The 18,989-nt window shown below is 63.9% G+C and carries 15 protein-coding genes; 9 read left to right on the top strand and 6 right to left on the bottom strand.

The annotated features are described in order from the left end of the window. Nucleotides 1–14 precede the first annotated feature (14 nt). On the top strand, nucleotides 15–716 hold the full coding sequence (locus AWB70_RS35575; protein WP_053568630.1) for a DUF2968 domain-containing protein: 702 nt from the start codon (nucleotides 15–17) through the stop codon (nucleotides 714–716). A 97-nt stretch (nucleotides 717–813) separates the two neighbouring features. On the opposite strand, the gene AWB70_RS35570 is transcribed toward AWB70_RS35575, so the two are convergent. From AWB70_RS35570 to AWB70_RS35550, 5 genes are all read right to left on the bottom strand, one after another. Next, a complete protein-coding gene (locus tag AWB70_RS35570) occupies nucleotides 814–2,277 on the bottom strand; it encodes a gamma-glutamyl-gamma-aminobutyrate hydrolase family protein (RefSeq protein ID WP_053568631.1) in 1,464 nt (487 codons plus the stop codon). A 150-nt stretch (nucleotides 2,278–2,427) separates the two neighbouring features. Next, nucleotides 2,428–4,185, bottom strand: a complete 1,758-nt coding sequence (locus tag AWB70_RS35565; RefSeq protein ID WP_014192062.1) for a cation:proton antiporter — start codon at nucleotides 4,183–4,185, stop codon at nucleotides 2,428–2,430. Between the two features lie 185 nt (nucleotides 4,186–4,370). Next, nucleotides 4,371–4,709, bottom strand: a complete 339-nt coding sequence (gene glnK, locus AWB70_RS35560) for a P-II family nitrogen regulator (RefSeq protein WP_008342452.1) — start codon at nucleotides 4,707–4,709, stop codon at nucleotides 4,371–4,373. Nucleotides 4,710–4,785: 76 nt separating this feature from the next. Next, nucleotides 4,786–6,486 (bottom strand): NAD+ synthase, encoded by a 1,701-nt coding sequence (locus AWB70_RS35555; RefSeq protein WP_053568632.1) that lies wholly within the window; start codon nucleotides 6,484–6,486, stop codon nucleotides 4,786–4,788. A gap of 43 nt (nucleotides 6,487–6,529) precedes the next feature. Further along, nucleotides 6,530–7,672, bottom strand: coding sequence for a GNAT family N-acetyltransferase (locus tag AWB70_RS35550; RefSeq protein WP_053568633.1), 1,143 nt, complete (start codon nucleotides 7,670–7,672; stop codon nucleotides 6,530–6,532). A gap of 142 nt (nucleotides 7,673–7,814) precedes the next feature. Here AWB70_RS35550 and AWB70_RS35545 point away from each other — a divergent pair, with 142 nt between their 5' ends. Beyond that, on the top strand, nucleotides 7,815–8,108 hold the full coding sequence (locus AWB70_RS35545; RefSeq protein ID WP_014192065.1) for a GIY-YIG nuclease family protein: 294 nt from the start codon (nucleotides 7,815–7,817) through the stop codon (nucleotides 8,106–8,108). Between the two features lie 64 nt (nucleotides 8,109–8,172). On the opposite strand, the gene ppa is transcribed toward AWB70_RS35545, so the two are convergent. After that, nucleotides 8,173–8,700: an inorganic diphosphatase gene (ppa, locus tag AWB70_RS35540; RefSeq protein WP_014192066.1), complete on the bottom strand. Its 528-nt coding sequence runs from the start codon at nucleotides 8,698–8,700 to the stop codon at nucleotides 8,173–8,175. A 186-nt stretch (nucleotides 8,701–8,886) separates the two neighbouring features. On the opposite strand from ppa, the gene AWB70_RS35535 reads away from it, so the two are divergent. The 7 genes from AWB70_RS35535 to urtD all read left to right on the top strand — a co-directional run bounded on the left by AWB70_RS35535 (nucleotide 8,887) and on the right by urtD (nucleotide 18,529). Continuing rightward, nucleotides 8,887–10,326 carry an aldehyde dehydrogenase family protein gene (locus tag AWB70_RS35535; RefSeq protein ID WP_053568634.1) on the top strand — a complete coding sequence of 480 codons (1,440 nt, stop codon included), beginning with the start codon at nucleotides 8,887–8,889 and terminating at the stop codon, nucleotides 10,324–10,326. 10 nt (nucleotides 10,327–10,336) lie between these two features. Next, a complete protein-coding gene (locus AWB70_RS35530) occupies nucleotides 10,337–11,113 on the top strand; it encodes an SDR family oxidoreductase (RefSeq protein WP_053568635.1) in 777 nt (258 codons plus the stop codon). A gap of 174 nt (nucleotides 11,114–11,287) precedes the next feature. Further along, nucleotides 11,288–12,604 carry an MFS transporter gene (locus tag AWB70_RS35525; protein WP_014192069.1) on the top strand — a complete coding sequence of 439 codons (1,317 nt, stop codon included), beginning with the start codon at nucleotides 11,288–11,290 and terminating at the stop codon, nucleotides 12,602–12,604. Between the two features lie 872 nt (nucleotides 12,605–13,476). After that, nucleotides 13,477–14,784: an urea ABC transporter substrate-binding protein gene (urtA, locus tag AWB70_RS35515; protein WP_014192070.1), complete on the top strand. Its 1,308-nt coding sequence runs from the start codon at nucleotides 13,477–13,479 to the stop codon at nucleotides 14,782–14,784. A gap of 77 nt (nucleotides 14,785–14,861) precedes the next feature. Beyond that, a complete protein-coding gene (urtB, locus tag AWB70_RS35510) occupies nucleotides 14,862–16,466 on the top strand; it encodes an urea ABC transporter permease subunit UrtB (protein ID WP_053568670.1) in 1,605 nt (534 codons plus the stop codon). Nucleotides 16,467–16,469: 3 nt separating this feature from the next. Beyond that, nucleotides 16,470–17,663 carry an urea ABC transporter permease subunit UrtC gene (urtC, locus tag AWB70_RS35505; protein ID WP_053568636.1) on the top strand — a complete coding sequence of 398 codons (1,194 nt, stop codon included), beginning with the start codon at nucleotides 16,470–16,472 and terminating at the stop codon, nucleotides 17,661–17,663. Continuing rightward, the gene (gene urtD, locus AWB70_RS35500) at nucleotides 17,660–18,529 is read left to right on the top strand and encodes an urea ABC transporter ATP-binding protein UrtD (RefSeq protein WP_053568637.1); all 870 of its coding nucleotides are present in this window, start codon (nucleotides 17,660–17,662) and stop codon (nucleotides 18,527–18,529) included. The genes urtC and urtD overlap by 4 nt, the downstream gene beginning before the upstream one ends. The last annotated feature ends 460 nt before the right edge of the window (nucleotides 18,530–18,989 follow it).

The following is an 18,989-nucleotide window of genomic DNA, read 5'->3' as shown; positions in this document are numbered from 1 at the left end:
GCCAAGATGCCAACATGACGCCCCTCCGCTCCATCCGTTACGCGACGCTCACGCTCGCCTTGTCCCTCTTCGGCATCCTCGCGCCGTTCTCGAGCGCGTTTGCCGCTCCCGCGAAGGCGCAAACCGATGCGCAGACGCAGGCGGCCACCGAAGACCTGTCCGATCTGAACGCCGATTCGAACGCGCCGCGCGTCGAAGGCAACATCGCCGAATTGCAGAATCTCGTGCAGGCCGGCAGCCTCACGGAATTGCGCGCAACGCGCAACGGCAGCTACGGCGCGAAGCTCTTCTTTCTCGCGCAGGACATGCTGTACTACGTCGCGCTTTCGCAGGATGCGCGCTGGTGGCGTGTCGTGAAGACGCAGGACGCGGCGCGCGCCGAATCGATCTACGCGCAGTTCTCGCGCAAGAGCTATGAACTGGCCTATGGCGAAATCCGCCGCATGCAGCTGCAGGCGCAAAAGGAACTGCTCGATCGCGTGATCGCGAAATCGGCGGACCGCGCAAACCGTCTCTCCGCCGATCTCGCGCTGGCACAGCAGCAGGATTCGCAGGTCACGCAGCGTCAGCAGCAACTGCAAGCCGAGTCGCAAGCCCTGCAGACGGACAAGCTCGAAGCCGAACGCAAGCTGCGCGCGCTGCAATTGCAGGTCGAACAGCTTCAGCGGCAGTCGGAAGCCGGACTCGCGCCGGTCAGCACCGCGCCATTGCGTTGATATAGGCCACACGCGCCTGAAGCATCCCGAAGCAAGAAGGCCCGCTCGAATCGAGCGGGCCTTCTCGTTTTTGCGACCTGCCGAGACGCGCTTTCGATCAGAAGCGCGTCTCGCGCGCGACACGCAGGAACGTATCGAGCAGCGGCGTGCAGTCGAGCAACTCGGCCCCGCCCGCGCGATGAAACTCCGGATGCCACTGCACACCGACGACGAACGGCGACTTGCGATACCGCACCGCCTCGATGATCCCGTCCGACGCCGACACGGCCTCGATGTTCAGATCGCGACCGAGCGTCTTCACCGCCTGATGGTGAATCGAATTGACGATCGCCTCGCGCTGGTGCGGGAACATGTTGACGAGCGTCGAGCCCTCGGGGAACCGGATCGAATGCCGATGCTGGTCGTAATGCTCGTTGACGTGAATGCCGGCCGTGGGCACATCCGTGGCGATGTCGCCGTAGAGCGTGCCACCGAACGCGACGTTGATCAGCTGACAACCCCGGCACACGCCGAGCACCGGCTTGCCCGATTCGACGAACTCGTGCAGCAGTTCGAGCTCGTACATGTCGCGCACGCGGTCGCCCGGCCATTCCGGCCGCGTCGTGCGCTCCTCGTAAGACTGCGGAGAAACGTCCGCGCCGCCTTGCAGCAGGAGGCCGTCGAGATGCTTCGCGTAGTCGCGCAGGCGAATATTGCTCGGATGCAGCATCCCCTGCTGGCCGACAGTCGGAATCATGAAAACGAGCACGTCGCGCGACATGACCCAGTGCGCGATCGATTCCTCCAGATATTGCAGCGTCTTGCCGCGCAGCCCCTTTGCGCCCGGCTCCGGGTGAAAGATGCGCGCCGACACGCCGATGCGCAACGTGCGCTGCGTAATGCGCTGCCCCGCGCGGTCGAAAATCTGACGCGCGCGCGCCGCGACGATGCGGCCGAACACCGACCACGCCGAATCCGACTGCTTGAGATACGCGGGCGGCGCGGGCGCGGCCGCCTGTTCGGGCGACGGCAAGGGCGGCGGATTGAGCGTGCCGAAGTCCGGCGCCTCGCTGATGCTGGGCGGCATGCCGACAGCGGGCGACGGCGCGGCGCGGCCTGTCGGCGAATCGGACGAGGCGGATTGCGCGTTGGCCGTGCTCGCGGCCTCCGCTTCGGTCGCGGCTTCGAGATTCTCCGCTAGGCTCGCCTTTGGGTTCGATGCCCGCTGCCTCTCGCGTACCGAGGCTTCCTGCGCGGCAGTCGCGCTCGCCGCCGATGCCCGCGCTTCGCGGGCCGCCTGCTGTGCCGCGTCGCGCCGGACCTGCGATTCGTCGACCGCCTCGACGTTCGACGCGCTCGAAGGCGCGTCGGTCGATGCCCGTTCGGTCGCGCTGGCCTGCGGCCCTGGCGCCGAAGCCGCCGCGGCCGCTTCGGGCGGCGCCGTCGGATTCGCGCCGCGCGCTGCGTGCTGGGCGTTTTGTGCGGATGTCGCGTCTTGCGAATGACCCGCGGCGGAGGAATCGGCGCCGCTTCGGCGCGCGTCGGTGCTGCTTGCGTCGTTGGACGTTTTGTTATCGCTCATTCCGGATTCAGGCGCTCGCGCGCCATAAGGAGAATGCACACGCCCCAATTATCCGCCTCTCGTCAGGACGGGGCAAACCAGCACACATTTGCTCACATTATCGCGAGATCGGGCGCTGCGCCGCTGTCAGGGCTATCCCGCGATGCGGGATCAATGGTCGCGCGGCTCCTCGAACGTCTCGCGCAGGGCGATCTGCATCGTCGCGTGGATTTTCACGCACCAGCGCCACAACACCGTCAGCAAGAGCGCCACGCACACCAGCACGCCGACCATCAGGCCGAACGGCGGCAGGATGCCGCCCGACAAGGCGGCCACGAGCAGAAAGACGCCGAACATCGCGACGATCGGAATCAGCCCGGAAATCGCCGAACGGATCGCGCGCGTGAAGCGCCCCGCCTTCGCGGGCTGCACGCTCACTTCGGCGAGCAGCAGCGCGAGCGATTCGAGCTTGCGATACACCGCGACCAGAAACGGCAACGCGACGAGGAGCGCCGCGCTCCACAGCACGACGCGCTGCGCGTTGTCGGTGTCGAGCCAGCGCGCGAGATAGCCCGACGCGAACGGTGCCGCATAGGACGCGCCTAGGAAAATCGCCGCGACGAGCGCGAGATTCACCGCGATCTGCAGCACGATGCGCCGGGTCATCGAAAAGAGCGTCGGTCCGCCGGACGCGGGCGTGAGGCTCGCGAGCCACTGCGAATAGAGACCGAAGGTGTGCGCGAGCGGCGCGGGCATCGCGCGCGCGAGGCGGACCGTGGCGGGGTCGGCGGCGCGGATCAGATACGGCGTGAGCAGCGTCGTCAGCGCGGATACGGCGACCGCGATCGGGTAGAGAAAGGGGCTCGTCACTTTCAGCGACAACCCGAGCGAGGCGATGATGAACGAGAACTCGCCAATCTGCGAGACGCTCATGCCGACGCGCATCGCGGTGCGCCCGTCCTTGCCCGCGAGAAAGGTGCCGAGCCCGCACGACACGATCTTGCCGGCCACGACCGCGATGGTGATGACGGCGATCGGCCACGCGTAATCGACGAGCACCGTGGGATTGAGCAGCAGGCCGATGGTGACGAAGAAGATCGCCGAAAACATGTCGCGCACCGGCGCGATCAGATGCTCGATGCGCGCGAGATGCTTCGACTCCGCCATGATCGCGCCGATCAGGAACGCGCCGAGCGCGATCGAATAATCGAGCTTCACGACGAGCAGGCAGAATCCGAAGCAGAAGCCGAGCACGGTGACGAGCAGCATCTCGTCGCTTTTCGCCTTCGCCACGTAATTGAGCGCGCGCGGCACCGTGAGAATGCCGACGACCAGCGACACCGTCATGAAGAGCAGCAACTTGCCGAGCGTGACCACCGCGACGCCCGCGCTTACCGACCCCGTCTGCGCGATGCCGGACAGCAGCACGAGCATCGCGATGGCGAGAATGTCCTCCACGATCAGAATGCCGAACACGATCTGCGCGAAGTGCTCGCCTTTCATGCCGAGCTCGGAGAGCGCCTTCACGATGATCGTCGTCGACGAGATCGCGAGCATCGCGCCGAGAAAAAGCGAGTCCATCACGGTCCAGTCGAACCAGCGGCCGATCTCGTAGCCGATCCAGATCATCAGCACGATTTCCGACAGCGCCGCGACGAACGCCGTCGCGCCGACCCGGAACAGCTTGCGCAGGCTGAATTCGAGCCCGAGCGAGAACATCAGGAACACGACGCCGAGCTCGCCGAGCGTCTGAATGGTCACTTCGTCGTGGATGAGATTGAACGGCGGCGTGTACGGCCCGATGATCACGCCCGCGGCGATATAGCCGAGAACGACCGGCTGCCGCAAACGGTGAAACAGCACCGTCACGACGCCCGCGATGGCCATGATCACCGCAAGATCCTGAATGAAGCCGATCGCGTGATGCATCAAACGATTCCTTACAATGATCTAACTGGAATTCGATGTTACCGCACGGCGGTGGAATGCTGCGCTCAGGCCGGCGTCACGTCGAAAAAAAAGGCGCGCATCGCGCCGGTGCACGCGGATGCGGGAGAAAGAAAGGCCCGCGCGAACGGCGGGCCCGAGAGCAAAAAAGCGAAGAACGCGGGCGCTCAGACCGCCGCTTCGTTTTCCTCGCCGGTGCGGATGCGGATCACGCGTTCGACGTCGGCCACGAAAATCTTGCCGTCGCCGATCTTGCCCGTGCGCGCCGCGCCGATGATCGCGTCGATGACCTGATCGGTTTGATCGTTCGCGACAACAACTTCGATCTTCACCTTCGGCAGAAAGTCGACCACGTACTCTGCACCACGATAGAGCTCGGTATGCCCTTTCTGGCGTCCGAAGCCCTTCACTTCCGTGACCGTCAGCCCGGTCAGACCGACTTCGGCCAGCGCTTCGCGGACTTCGTCGAGCTTGAACGGTTTGATGATGGCGGTGATGCGTTTCATGGCGTGCCTCGCTTCGAGTTGAATGGATGTCCCGGATGGACGGATTCGGAGAGATGCTTTCGATTCTAGTCGCGTTTCATCGCGCCAGTGGTTCGGCGAGCGGTTCATCGAAGCGCGAAGTGATCGGGTAACGCCAGTCGCGGCCGAACGCGCGATGCGTGACGCGAATGCCGATCGGTGCCTGCCGCCGCTTGTATTCGTTGATCTTGATGAGCCGCGTGACGCGCTTCACATCGTCCGCGCGGTAGCCCGCCGCGACGATCTCCGCGAGCGGGCGGTCTTCCTCCATGTACATGCGCATGATCGCGTCGAGGACTTCGTAGGGCGGCAGGCTGTCCTGATCGGTCTGGTTCTCGCGCAGCTCGGCGGAAGGCGCGCGCGTGAGAATGCGCTCGGGAATCACATCGCGCTGTCCGTACGCATCGGTCGCGTTGCGATAGTGGCAGACCTTGTAGACGAGCGTCTTCGCAATGTCCTTGATGACCGCGAAACCGCCCGCCATGTCGCCGTACAGCGTGCAATAGCCGACGGCCATCTCGCTCTTGTTGCCCGTCGTGAGCACGATCGAGCCGAACTTGTTCGACAGCGCCATGAGCAGCGTGCCCCGAATGCGTGCCTGAATGTTCTCTTCGGTCGCATCTTCCGCGCGGCCCGCGAACTCTTCGGCGAGCGCGCCGCGGAACGCCTCGAACATCGGCGCGATCGCGATCTCGTCGTACTTCACGCCGACGCGTTGCGCCATGTCGCGCGCGTCGGTGGTGGAGATGTCGGCGGTATAGCGCGAGGGCATCATCACCGCGCGCACGCGGTCCGGCCCGAGCGCATCGCACGCGACCGCGAGCACGAGCGCCGAATCCACGCCGCCCGACAAGCCGATGATCGCGCCCGGAAAGCCGTTCTTGCCAATGTAATCGCGCACGCCGACGACGAGCGCCTTGTACACCTGCGCCTCGAACGGCAAGTCCGGCGCGAGTTCGCCGCGCACCGGCATGGCGCCCTCGAAATCGACGAAGCCGACGGTTTCATCGAACTGGGCCAGCTTCGTGACGAGCGCGCCGTGCGCATCGAGCACGAAGGAGCCGCCGTCGAAGATCAGCTCGTCCTGCGCACCCGCGAGATTCACGTAGACCATCGGTATGCCGGTCTCGCGGATACGCGCGCGCAGAATGTCGAAGCGCACCGACTCCTTGTTGACGTGGAACGGCGAGCCGTTCGGAATCAGCAGCACTTGCGCGCCCGCCGCCTTCGCGAGTTGCGCCGCCGAGGCGTGCCAAGCATCCTCGCAGATCACCACGCCATAGCGCACGCCGTCGAGCTCGAACACGAACGGACGCGGATCGGTGGCGAAGTAGCGCTTCTCGTCGAAGACTTCGGTGTTGGGCAGATCCTGCTTCAGATAGGTGCCGACGATCGCACCATTAGCGATCAGCGAAGCCGCGTTGTACGTATCGCGCGGCGGCACGCCACGCGCGATCGGCGTATCCGGATCGACGCCTTCTTCGCGCACGCGATGCGGATGACCGACGAGCACGTGCAGACCATCGAACGCCTTCAACTGCGCCGCGAGATCGTCGAGCGCCGCCGCGCTCGCACGATAAAACGCCGGGCGCAGCAGCAGATCTTCCGGCGGATAACCCGACAGCGCCAGTTCCGGCGCGATCATGAGCCGTGCGCCGTTTTCGTGCGCGACGCGCGCGGCATCGACGAGCCGCGCGGCGTTGCCGGCGAAATCGCCGACGGTGACATTGATCTGGGCGAGTGCGATGCGGGTTTTCATGTCGATGCAAAATTGAGGGTGCGATGACGGCGGGATTATCGCATCACGCTTTCTTCCTGAACGGCGTATGCGCTTCCAGTTCGCCGATATGCTGATCCATCGCTTCGGTTTCGGCATCGAGAAACTCGCCGATCGCGTGCGCGAAACGCTGGTCCGCGATCCAGTGCGCAGACCAGGTCGGCGTCGGCAGGAGACCGCGCGACATCTTGTGCACACCCTGCGCGCCGCCTTCGAAACGCGCGAGCCCGTGCTCGATGCAATACGCGATGCCCTGCATGTAGCACGTCTCGAAGTGCAGCCCCGAGACGAACTCGCGCGTGCCCCAATAGCGGCCGTACATGGTGTCGCCGCCGATCATGTTGAGCGCGCACGCGAGGCGCTCGCCGTCCGCTTCGGCAATCACGAGCAGGATGCTGTCGGGCGCATCGGCGTGAATCCGCCCGAAGAACTCGCGCGTGAGATACGGCGCGTTCCAGTGTTCGCGATACGTGTTCTCGTAGCAGTCGTAGAAGAAGTCGAGCGCGCGATCGTCGATCTGCGCGCCGCGCAGCCAGGTGTACGTGACGCCCGCGTCCGCCACGCGCCGCCGGTCCTGCTTCACCTTCTTGCGCTTGTCGTGACTCATCGTCGCGAGGAAGGCGTCGAAGCTCGCGAAGCCGTCGCCGGGCAAATTCTCCCAGTGGAACTGCACGCCTTCGCGCAGCATGTAGCCCGCGTCCGTCAGCGCCTCGATGTCCTGCGCATGCGCAAACAACACGTGCAGCGACGACAGTTCGAGCCTGCGCGTCAGCTCGATTGCACCACGCGCGAGCAGTACGCGATCCTCGTGGTGCGCGGCGATGAGGCGCGGCCCCGTCACGGGCGAGAACGGCACCGCCGAGAGCGCCTTCGGGTAATAGCGCAGGCCGTGGCGCTCGAAGGCATCGGCCCATGCGTGATCGAACACGTACTCGCCGCGTGAGTGCGATTTCAGATAGAGCGGCATCGCCCCGGCGAATTCACCGCCGCGTCTGAGCATCAGATGTTGCGCGCGCCAGCCGGTGCGCTTCACCGCGCAGCCCGTCTCCTGCAACGCCGAGAGGAACGCGTGACGCACGAACGGATTGTCGCCCGCGAGCCGGTTCCAGTCGGCGGCGGGGATATCGGTGAGCGCATCGACCACATGAATTTCGATCTCGCGATTCAACAGGCTACCTCGCTAAATATCGATGGACGCATTCAAGAAGCGCGCCCGAAAGCGGCTATTTTCGCGCAACTCGCCCGCGCACGCCGATGCCCCGCCGCGGTGCTTTCAGCGATAATGCGCGGCAAATCATCGACACACGCTCATGGCCTGGTTCCTCTATCTGATCGAATGCGCCGACGGCAGCCTCTACACGGGCATCGCGACTGACGTCGAAGCGCGCTTCAGCGCGCATGCGAGCGGCAAGGGCGCGCGCTATACGCGTGCGAGGAAGCCGTTGCGCGTGCTGGCGTCGTTCGAACTGGCGGGGAAATCGGAGGCGTTGCGGGCGGAATATCGCGTCAAGCGCTTGTCGCCGATGCAAAAGCGCGCGTTGATCGCGGGGGAAAGAACGCTGGAATCGGTGTTGCCCAGGAGCGAGGCAAGCGAGGAAGAATAAAAAACGCCGCCGCGTTTCAGTCAACGCGGCGGCGTTTCATCGAAAACTCAATCGAAAAACGCGCTTACTTCTTGTAGTTCGCCACGCCTTCCGAAATTTCCTTGTGAGCGGCATCGATGCCCGCCCAGCCCTCGACCTTCACCCACTTGCCCTTTTCGAGCGCCTTGTAGTTCTCGAAGAAGTGCTTGATCTGGTCCTTCAGGAACTCCGGCACGTCGTCGATCGACTTGAGGTTCGCCGTCATCGGGCAGACCTTGTCGTGCGCCACGGCGACGAGCTTCGCGTCCACGCCCGATTCGTCCGTCATTTGCAGCATGCCGAGCGCACGCGCGCGCACGACCGAGCCCGCCAGCAGCGGATACGGCGTGATGACAAGCACGTCGACCGGGTCGCCGTCGCCCGAGAGCGTCTGCGGAATGAAGCCGTAGTTGGCCGGATAGCGCATGCCGGTACCGATGAAACGGTCGACGATGAGCAGGCCCATGTCCTTGTCGGCTTCGTATTTGACCGGATCGCTCTGCGCGGGAATTTCGATGATGACGTTGAAATCCTGCGGGAGATCCTTGCCGGGAGGTACGTTATTGAAGCTCATGAGCACTCTCTGGAGAAGTTGAGAAGGAAGAGGGAATCGCACGGACGGACGGTCTGCGAGACGCCGCCGCCGCTTTTGCGTGATCACGTCATTATAGCCAATCGGGCCCCGCGCCTTTGCGCGCAAGGCGCACGCCCGATTATGGCGCGATAATCGGAAGACCAGACCGAATTCCGGGAGACATGCATGGAAGACGCAAAGCATTTCATCGGCAACCGCTGGGTCGCGGCGTCGGGCGGCGAGACGATTCCAGTCGTCGATCCGTCGGACGGCCAGATTTTCGCGGAGATCGCGCGCGGCACGGCGGGCGACATCGACCGCGCGGTGGCCGCCGCGCGCGCCGCCTTCGACGGCCCGTGGGGCGCGACGAGCGCAGCCGAGCGCGGACGCATCCTCGCGCGCCTGTCGATGCTGATCGCCGCGTGTCACGAGGAGATCGCGCAGGTCGAGGCGCGCGACACCGGCAAGCCGCTCAAGCAGGCGCGCGCCGACGCGACCGGCATCGCGCGCTATTTCGAGTTCTACGCGGGCGCCGCCGACAAGCTGCACGGCGAAACCCTGCCCTACCAGTCCGGCTACACCGTGCTGACGATCCGCGAGGCGCATGGCGTGACCGGCCACATCGTGCCGTGGAACTATCCGCTGCAGATTTTCGGGCGCAGTGTCGGCGCGGCGCTCGCGACCGGCAACGCGTGCGTGGTCAAGCCAGCCGAAGACGCGTGCCTCTCGCTGTTGCGCATCGCGGAGCTGGCGGCGGAGGCCGGCTTGCCCGACGGCGCGCTCAATGTCGTCACCGGCTACGGGCACGAAGCGGGCGCGGCGCTCGCGCGGCATCCGGGCATCGATCACATCTCGTTTACGGGTTCGCCCGCGACGGGCGCGGCCGTCACCAAAATGGCCGCCGACAACCACGTACCCGTCACGCTGGAACTGGGCGGCAAGTCGCCGCAAATCGTATTCGCCGATGCCGATCTCGACGCCGCGCTACCCGTGCTCGTCGCCGCGATCGTGCAGAACGCGGGTCAGACATGCTCGGCGGGCAGCCGCGTGCTGATCGAGCGCGCGGCATACGAGCCCTTGCTGGAACGTCTCTCGCACGCGTTCGCCGCGTTGAAGGTCGGCCCGAGCAAGCTCGATCTCGACTGCGGACCGCTCATCAGCGCGAAGCAGCAGCAGCGCGTGTGGGATTTCCTCTCCGATGCGCAGCACGACGGCATTCCGATGGCGGCGCACGGCGAAGTCGTCGGCGATGCGCCGGAAGCCGGCTTCTATCAGGCGCCGACGCTCCTGCGCGATGTCCCGCCGGCGCACCGGCTCGCGCGAGAGGAAGTCTTCGGCCCGGTGCTCGCCGCAATGCCTTTCGAGGACGAAGCCGAGGCGCTGAAGCTCGCCAACGGCACCGACTACGGGCTGGTGGCGGGCATCTGGACCCGCGACGGCGCGCGCCAGATGCGTCTTGCGCGCCGCGTGCGCTCGGGTCAGGTGTTCATCAACAACTATGGCGCGGGCGGCGGCATCGAATTGCCGTTCGGCGGCGTGAAACATTCGGGACACGGGCGCGAGAAAGGCTTCGAGGCGCTGTACGGCTTCACGACGCTCAAGACCATCGCGATCAAGCACGGATAAAGGAGACGTCATGCGACTGCAAGGGAAGACCGTAATCGTCACGGGCGGCGGCTCGGGTTTCGGCGAAGGCATCGCGAAGACGTTCGCGCGCGAGGGCGCGAATGTCGTCGTCAACGATCTGAACGGGCCGGCCGCCGAGCGCGTGGCGAGCGAGATCGCGCTGGCGTCGTCGCCGGAAGTGAAGCATGGACGCGCGATCGCCGTGGCGGGCGACGTGACGAAGCGCGAGGACTGGCAAACGCTCTTCGATGCGGCCATTCAGGACTTCGGCAGCGTGCAGGCCGTCGTCAACAACGCGGGCACCACGCATCGCAACAAGCCCGTGCTCGATGTGACCGAGGCCGAGTTCGACCGCGTCTATGCGGTGAACGTGAAGAGCATCTACTGGAGCGTCGAGCAGTTCGTGCCGTATTTTCGGGAGCGCGGCGGCGGCGCGTTCATCAACATCGCATCGACGGCGGGCGTGCGGCCGCGCCCGGGCCTCGTCTGGTACAACGGCAGCAAGGCGGCGGTGATCGTCGCGAGCAAGGCGCTTGCGGTCGAACTGGGCGCGGACCGCATCCGCGTGAACTGCATCAATCCGGTGATGGGCGAAACCGCCCTGCTCTCCGAATTCATGGGCATGGACGACACGCCGGAAAACCGCCGCAAGTTTCTCGCGACGATCCCGCTCGGCCGCTTCTCGACGCCGCAGGATGTCGCGAACGCCGCGCTCTATCTCGCCTCCGACGAGGCCGAATTCATCACCGGCGTCGCGCTCGAAGTGGATGGCGGACGCTGCGTCTGAGCCTCGGGCGCACGCCGCGCGGCGAGTGCGGCGTGCGCTTAAACATCGGTGCTTTCCCTAGCGAAAACAAGCGTTTGGCGCTGTGGCCAAAGGGCTAGAATCCTTACGCGTCCGTAATCGTGAGCGGGCCCATCCGCTCGGCTTCGTGCGTTAAAACTAGAGGAGACAAGCAACATGGCCAGCACCGCCAACCCGGCGCCACGCCCCGCCGCAGGCGCCAATCCCGCATTCGAAGAAGCCACTTACCGCAAGGTCGTCTGGCGGCTCGCGCCGCTTCTGCTCATCTGCTACATCGTCGCGTATCTGGATCGCGTGAACGTCGGCTTCGCCAAATTGCAGATGGCCGCCGACCTTCAACTCTCCGACGCCGTGTACGGCTTCGGCGCGGGCATCTTCTTCTTCGGCTATTTCATCTTCGAGATTCCGAGCAACATCATCCTGCATCGCGTCGGCGCGCGTGTGTGGATCGCGCGGATCATGATCACGTGGGGCATCATTTCCGCGCTGACCATGTTCATCACGACGCCGACCATGTTCTACGTGATGCGCTTTCTGCTCGGCGCGGCGGAAGCGGGCTTCTTCCCCGGCATCATTCTTTATCTGACGTACTGGTTTCCGGCGCGCCGGCGCGCGCGCATCACGACGCTCTTCATGACCGCGATTGCGCTGTCCGGTTTGATCGGCGGGCCGATCAGCGGCTGGATCATGGATGCGTTCCACATGAAGAACGGCTGGCACGGCTGGCAATGGCTGCTGCTGCTCGAAGGCATTCCGTCGGTGATCGTGGGTCTCGTCGTGCTGATCAAGCTCGATGACCGCATCGCGAAGGCGAAGTGGCTGACCGCGGAAGAGCGCGATCTGCTGGAGCGCAATATCGCGGCCGATAACGTCGAGAAGGAAGATCATTCGATCGGACAGATCCTGTCGAGCCCGAAGGTCTGGCTGATGAGCCTGATCTACTTCTCGTTCGTGATGGGTCTGTATGGCGTGAGCTTCTGGCTGCCGACCATCATCAAGTCGATGGGCGTATCCAATGCGCTGCACGTCGGCCTGCTGTCCGCGATTCCTTATGGCGCGGCGGTGATCGGCATGTTGTACGCGGCGCGCAGTGCGGATCGCAGCGGCGAGCGGCGCTGGCATATTGCGATTCCGGCCTTGCTGGGCGCGGTGGGACTGGTGTTGTCGGTGATCTGGTCGTCGAACACGACGCTTGCGATGGTCGGGCTCACGCTTGCCACGATGGGTATTCTCACGACGCTGCCCTTGTTCTGGAGCTTGCCGACGGCGTTTCTGGCCGGCACGGGGGCGGCTGCCGGGATTGCGATGATCAACTCGCTTGGGAATCTGGCGGGGTTTCTTAGCCCTTATCTCGTGGGGTGGTTGAGGCAGGCGACTGCTTCCACCTCTAGCGGGATGTATATGCTTGCCGGTTTTCTTGTGCTTGGGGCGGTGTTGGTGTTGAGCGTGCCGGCGCGGATGGTTAATCGTTGAGGGGTTTTTTTGTTGTTGGGGTGGTGCGCTTGGGCTTGGCGTGGATTGCCTGAATTCGCGTCGGTCTATTGGCACTGCCCCTCCCCGGGGCGGGGGTAACTTTCTTTGCTGCTGCAAAGAAAGTCACCAAAGAAAGCAGCTTTGTCACCGCCCGCGGTCACACGCAGTTTGGCCACTCTTCTCCCCCAAGGCGGCACTCGCCTAAGTGTCGCCCTCACAAGCCCAATCAGGCTTGGATCGCGCACGATCCGTCACATCGCGCCACACAACAAACCGGTACAGCCATTTCAAGCTCCGGCCCGCTTCGCGGCCGATGGGCTAATCGGGTTTGCGTGCGCGCTCGTCTTCCGTTGGTTTCCCTCGCATACCCAGCGGCAGCGCGCAGCGCTGTGCCGAAGCTATCTCGTGCTGAACCAGCGCGTTCAAAGTTATGGTTTGTCGGACCGTGCGCGATCCAAGCCCGATTGGGTTTATGAGGGCACTCTTTAGGCGAGGGCCGTTCCCCGAGGAGAATAGTGGCCAAACTGCGTGTGACCGCGGGCGGTGACAAAGCTGCTTTCTTTGGTGACTTTCTTTGCAGCAGCAAAGAAAGTTACCCCCGCCCCGGGGAGGGGCAGCGCAAATAGACCGACACGAAAACAGGCAATCCACGAAAAAACCCCGCGCGAGCGAAAAGCAAACCCGCACCGCAACGATGCACACCGCCTCCGCCATGCACCAAAACCCCACCGCAATCCCAAGCCACCAAACCATCAAAACCGCCCCAAACCCGCACAACTAGTACATTCCACAACAATTGGCATACCCCTTGCAGAACGAACCGAGCAATCGTAAAGGCTCAAACAAACCACACCGGCAAGGGGAACACAGAAATGAAACGACGCAGTCTGCTGAAGTTCGGCTCCATGTCGGGCGCGCTCGCCCTCGCGGGTCAGCTTCCGATCTCCAAAGCCCACGCCGCCGACAGCGGCCCTATCAAGGTCGGCATCCTGCATTCGCTCTCGGGCACGATGGCAATCTCCGAGACGTCGCTGAAAGACACGGCGCTCATGACCATCGCCGATATCAACAAGAACGGCGGCGTGATGGGCCGCAAGATCGAACCCGTGGTCGTCGATCCAGCTTCCAACTGGCCGCTCTTCGCCGAGAAAGCGCGCCAGCTTCTCACGCAGGACAAGTGCGCGGTGGTCTTCGGCTGCTGGACGTCGGTGTCGCGCAAGTCCGTGCTGCCCGTGTTCGAAGAGCTCAACGGCCTGCTCTTCTACCCCGTGCAATACGAAGGCGAAGAGATGTCGCGCAACGTGTTCTATACGGGCGCGGCGCCGAATCAGCAGGCCATCCCCGCCGTCGAATATCTGATGGGCGCCGAAGGCGGCAGCGCCAAGCGCTTCTTCCTGCTCGGCACGGACTACGTGTACCCGCGCACGACCAACAAGATCCTGCGCGCCTTCCTCCACTCCAAAGGCGTCAAGGATGCGGACATTCAAGAGGTCTACACACCGTTCGGACACAGCGACTATCAGACCATCGTCGCGAACATCAAGACCTTTGCCCAGGGGGGAAAGACGACCGTCATCTCTACGATCAACGGCGATTCGAACGTACCGTTCTACAAGGAACTCGGCAACCAGGGCCTGAAAGCGACCGACGTGCCCGTCGTCGCATTCTCGGTCGGCGAGGAAGAACTGCGCGGCATCGATACGAAACCGCTCGTCGGGCATCTCGCCGCATGGAACTACTTCATGTCGGTGAAGAACGCGAACAACACGAAGTTCGAGAAGGAATTCTTCGCGTACGCCAAGGCGCAGAATCTCCCCGGCGGCGACAAGCGCGTCACGAACGATCCGATGGAAGCGACCTTCGTCGGCATCCACATGTGGAAGCAGGCCGTCGAAAAGGCAAAGAGCGCCGACGTCGACAAGGTGCGCGCCGCGATGATCGGCCAGACCTTCGCCGCGCCCTCGGGCTTCACGCTGACGATGGACGGCAACCATCATCTGCACAAGCCGGTGATGATCGGCGAGATTCGCGGCGACGGCCAGTTCAATGTCGTTTGGAAGACCAAGACCGCAGTCCGCGCGCAGCCGTGGAGTCCGTATATCGCGGGCAATCAGGGCAAGCCGGATATCGTCAGCTCGATTCCCGCGTTCCTGCGCCGTCAACGCGTGCGCGTGGCGTGATGCATTGATGCCATGAAGTCATGGCCGCGCGCCGATCGATGACGCGCGGCCCTTTGAGTCATACAACAAAAGCCATCATGACCGGTTCCTTCGTGCGCGTTCTGCTCGCGCTATGCATCGCGTTGACGTCGCTTGCGGCGCATGCGCTCACCGCCGACGATCTCGCCCCGCTCGCCGGCGACGATTTCGAAGCGAAGTCCGCCGCCATCGACAAGCTCATCGCCAACGCCGATGCGCCTTCGCTCGCCGTGCTGAACGCCTTGTCCGACGGCTCGCTCGTCGCGACCGATGCGGGCCGCGTCGCGATTCAAACCGATGACGGCAACAAGGACCCCGTGACGGGCAAACCCGTCGACGCGCCGGATGCGCAGCAGATCACGCTCTCGAATATCCTGCGCGCGAAAGTGGCGGGCGCGCTGTCGGGGCTGCAGCTCGCATCGACCGATATCGCCAAACGCCGCGAAGCGATCGCGGCGTTATTGAAGAGCCCGGACCCGTCGATGAAGCCGATGATCGATCGCGCCCGCGCCATCGAACGCGATCCCGATCTGAAGAAGCGCCTCGACACGCTCTGGGCGATGACCGCGCTGCACGATCCCGACGTGAACAAGCGCCTCGAAGCCGCGCAACTCGTCGCCGCGCGGCACGATCTCGACATGTATGAACTGCTGCGCCCGATCGTCGCGAAGAACGCCGACGGCGTGTTCAACGAGCCCGATGCGCGCGTGCGCGGCGCGGCGCAGGACGGTCTGTACGCGCTCGATTCGATTCAGCGCCGCAGCGAGATCTTCGGCACGATCTTCGCGGGCCTGTCACTCGGCAGTGTGCTGCTGCTCGCCGCGCTCGGGCTTGCGATCACGTATGGGCTGATCGGCGTCATCAACATGGCGCACGGCGAGTTTCTGATGATCGGCGCCTATGCGACGTATGTCGTGCAAAACCTCGTGCAGCATTACGCGCCCGCCGCGTTCGACTGGTATCCGCTGTTCGCGGTGCCCGCGTCGTTCATCGCGGCGGCGCTCGTCGGCATCGTACTGGAGCGGCTCGTGCTGAAGCATCTCTATGGACGTCCGCTCGAAACGCTGCTCACGACCTTCGGCATCAGCCTGATCCTCATTCAGGCGACGCGCACGCTCTTCGGCGCGCAGAACGTGCAGGTGACGAATCCATCATGGATGAGCGGCGGCGTCGCGGTGATGCAGAACCTCATCCTGCCGTACAACCGGCTGACGATCCTCGCGTTCTCGCTCGTCGTCGTGCTGATCGCGTGGGCCGTGCTCACGAAAACGCGCCTCGGTCTCTTCGTGCGCGCGGTGACGCAAAACCGCAGGATGGCCGCGTGCGTCGGCGTGAAGACGGCGCGCGTCGATTCGTATGCATTCGCGTTCGGCGCGGGCATCGCGGGGCTCGGCGGGTGCGCGCTCTCGCAGATCGGCAATGTCGGTCCGGATCTCGGGCAGAGCTACATCATCGATTCGTTCATGGCGGTCGTGCTGGGCGGCGTCGGCCAGCTCGCGGGCACGGTGATCGGCGGCTTCGGGCTCGGGCTCGTCAGCAAGACGGTCGAGCCGTTCTGGGGCGCGGTGCTCGCGAAGATCGCGGTGCTCGTGCTGATCGTGCTGTTCATCCAGAAGCGTCCGCAGGGCATGTTCGCCCTGAAGGGCCGAAGCGCCGAGGCCTGAGTCATGACCGCATCGACCAATCTTTCCGCGAACCTCGACGTCACGCCGCAAGCCGATGCGAGCGCCGCGCGCGCCGGCTTTGCGCTCGGACTTGCGCCGCGCGCCGCGTTGCTGCCGCGTAACGGCTGGATCGCGCTGCTCGCGCTCGTCATCGCGATGGGGATTTGCGTGCCGGTCTCCGCGCTCGCGTTGCCGGAGACGAGCACGTTCCATCTGTCCGCGTACGCGATGACGCTCACGGCCAAGCTCATGTGCTACGCGATCGGCGCGCTCGCGCTCGATCTCGTGTGGGGCTACTGCGGCATTCTGAGCCTAGGCCATGCGCTCTTCTTCGCGCTCGGCGGCTATGCGATGGGCATGTACCTGATGCGCTCGATCGGCCGGGAAGGCGTGTACAAGAGCGATCTGCCCGACTTCATGGTGTTCCTCGACTGGCATGCGCTGCCCTGGTACTGGGAAGGCACGGAACATCTCTGGTATGCGTTGCTGCTCGTCGTGCTCGTGCCTGGCGTGCTCGCGTGGGTCTTCGGGTTCTTCACGTTCCGCTCGCGCGTGAAGGGCGTGTATCTGTCGATCATCACGCAGGCGATGACCTTCGCCGCGATGCTGCTTTTCTATCGCAACGAAACAGGTTTCGGCGGCAACAACGGCTTCACGGATTTCAAGCGCATCGCGGGGTTTCCGATCACGCATGCGGGTACGCGCACCGCCCTCTTCCTCATTACGTTCGCGGTGCTGGTGCTCGCGTTCCTCGCGGCGCGCTGGATCGTCACGTCGAAGCTCGGGCGCGTCGTCACCGGCGTGCGCGACGGCGAAGCGCGTCTCATGTTTCTCGGCTACAGCCCGCTTGCGTACAAGCTCTTCATCTGGACGGTGTCGGCGGTGCTGTGCGGCATTGCCGGTGCGTTGTACGTGCCGCAGGTCGGCATCATCAATCCGAGCGAGATGTCGCCTGCGAACTCGATCGAAATGGCGATATGGGTCGCTGTCGGCGGACGCGGCACGTTGATCGGGCCGATCGTGGGCGCGTTCGCGGTGAACGGCGCGAAGAGCTTTTTCACGGCGTATTTCGCTGAATACTGGCTGTTCTTCCTTGGCCTCATCTTCACGCTCGTGCCTTTGCTTTTACCGAACGGCATCATGGGACTGATTGATCTCGCGCGGCGCAGGAAGACTCAAGGAGACGCAGCGCAATGACTGCACACAACGCATTGATCGTGGACTTGCCGCCGCTTCCGACCTTCGACGAGCGTGTCAATGTGAGCGGCGTCGCGGGCATGGGCCATGTGCTCGCGCCCGGCGAGATCGATGTATCGCACGGCGCGATTCTCTATCTCGAGGATGTCACCGTGAGCTTCGATGGCTTTCGCGCGTTGAACAAGCTCACGCTGTCCATCGACGTCGGCGAACTGCGCTGCGTGATCGGCCCGAACGGCGCGGGCAAGACCACGATGATGGACGTCATCACGGGCAAGACGCGGCCTGATGCGGGCCGTGTGTTTCTCGGGCAGACGTTCGATCTCACGCGCATGTCGGAGCCGGTGATTGCGCGCACCGGCATCGGCCGCAAGTTTCAGAAGCCTACCGTGTTCGAGAATCATCCCGTGTGGGAGAACCTCGAACTGGCGATGAAGACCGACAAGCGGTGGTTCGCTTCGCTGCGTGCGAGGCTGGATGCGCAGGCGCAGGCGCGCATCGAAGAAACGCTGGAGTTGATTCGCCTGCAGCATCAGGCGACGCGGCTTGCGGGCGAGTTGTCGCATGGACAGAAGCAGCGGCTTGAAATCGGCATGTTGCTGATGCAGCAGCCTGCGTTGCTTTTGCTCGATGAGCCCGCCGCCGGGATGACGGATCATGAAACGATGGAGCTTGCGGAGTTGCTGAACAAGCTGCGCGGCTCGTGTTCGATGATGGTTGTCGAGCATGATATGGAGTTTGTTGCTGCGCTTGCTGGTGTTTCCGGGAAGGTTACTGTGATGGCGGAGGGGCGGGTGCTTGCTGAAGGCTCGTTGGATGAGGTCAAGCGGGATGATGCGGTTATCGAGTCTTATTTGGGGCGGTGAGGGTTTTTGCTTCGGGTTTTTCGTGGATTGCCTGATTTCTTGTTGGTCTATTAGCACTGCCCCTCCCCGGGGCGGGGGTAACTTTCTTTGCTGCTGCAAAGAAAGTCACCAAAGAAAGCAGCTTTGTCACCGCCCGCGGTCACACGCACGTTGGCCACTCTTCTCCTCCGGGAACGGCCCTCGCCTAAAGAGTGCCCTCAAGGAAACAACCGGGCTTGGATCGCGCACGGTCTGACAAGCTAGTACGTAGAAGGCACTGGTTCAGCACGAAATAGCTTCGGCACAGCGCTGCGCGCTGCCGCTGGGTATGCGAGGGAAGCCGCGCGCAAAGCTGATTGACCGGTCGGCCGCGAAGCGGGCTGGAACTTGAAATGGCTGTACCTGTTTGTTGTGTGGTGCGATGTGACGGACCGTGCGCGATCCAAGCCCGATTGGGCCTATGGGGGCACTCTTTAGGCGA

Source organism: Caballeronia cordobensis (assembly GCF_001544575.2).
GTDB lineage: Bacteria > Pseudomonadota > Gammaproteobacteria > Burkholderiales > Burkholderiaceae > Caballeronia > Caballeronia cordobensis.
This window is presented reverse-complemented; position numbering and strand designations above follow the sequence as displayed.

Excerpts from the sequence above, each read along its gene's own strand:
- AWB70_RS35575 (WP_053568630.1), top strand. The coding sequence starts at position 15 with ATGACGCCCCTCCGCTCCATCCGTTACGCGACGCTCACGCTCGCCTTG.
- AWB70_RS35570 (WP_053568631.1), bottom strand. The coding sequence starts at position 2,277 with ATGAGCGATAACAAAACGTCCAACGACGCAAGCAGCACCGACGCGCGC.
- AWB70_RS35565 (WP_014192062.1), bottom strand. The coding sequence starts at position 4,185 with ATGCATCACGCGATCGGCTTCATTCAGGATCTTGCGGTGATCATGGCC.
- glnK (WP_008342452.1), bottom strand. The coding sequence starts at position 4,709 with ATGAAACGCATCACCGCCATCATCAAACCGTTCAAGCTCGACGAAGTC.
- AWB70_RS35555 (WP_053568632.1), bottom strand. The coding sequence starts at position 6,486 with ATGAAAACCCGCATCGCACTCGCCCAGATCAATGTCACCGTCGGCGAT.
- AWB70_RS35545 (WP_014192065.1), top strand. The coding sequence starts at position 7,815 with ATGGCCTGGTTCCTCTATCTGATCGAATGCGCCGACGGCAGCCTCTAC.
- ppa (WP_014192066.1), bottom strand. The coding sequence starts at position 8,700 with ATGAGCTTCAATAACGTACCTCCCGGCAAGGATCTCCCGCAGGATTTC.
- AWB70_RS35535 (WP_053568634.1), top strand. The coding sequence starts at position 8,887 with ATGGAAGACGCAAAGCATTTCATCGGCAACCGCTGGGTCGCGGCGTCG.
- AWB70_RS35530 (WP_053568635.1), top strand. The coding sequence starts at position 10,337 with ATGCGACTGCAAGGGAAGACCGTAATCGTCACGGGCGGCGGCTCGGGT.
- AWB70_RS35525 (WP_014192069.1), top strand. The coding sequence starts at position 11,288 with ATGGCCAGCACCGCCAACCCGGCGCCACGCCCCGCCGCAGGCGCCAAT.
- urtA (WP_014192070.1), top strand. The coding sequence starts at position 13,477 with ATGAAACGACGCAGTCTGCTGAAGTTCGGCTCCATGTCGGGCGCGCTC.
- urtB (WP_053568670.1), top strand. The coding sequence starts at position 14,862 with ATGACCGGTTCCTTCGTGCGCGTTCTGCTCGCGCTATGCATCGCGTTG.
- urtC (WP_053568636.1), top strand. The coding sequence starts at position 16,470 with ATGACCGCATCGACCAATCTTTCCGCGAACCTCGACGTCACGCCGCAA.
- urtD (WP_053568637.1), top strand. The coding sequence starts at position 17,660 with ATGACTGCACACAACGCATTGATCGTGGACTTGCCGCCGCTTCCGACC.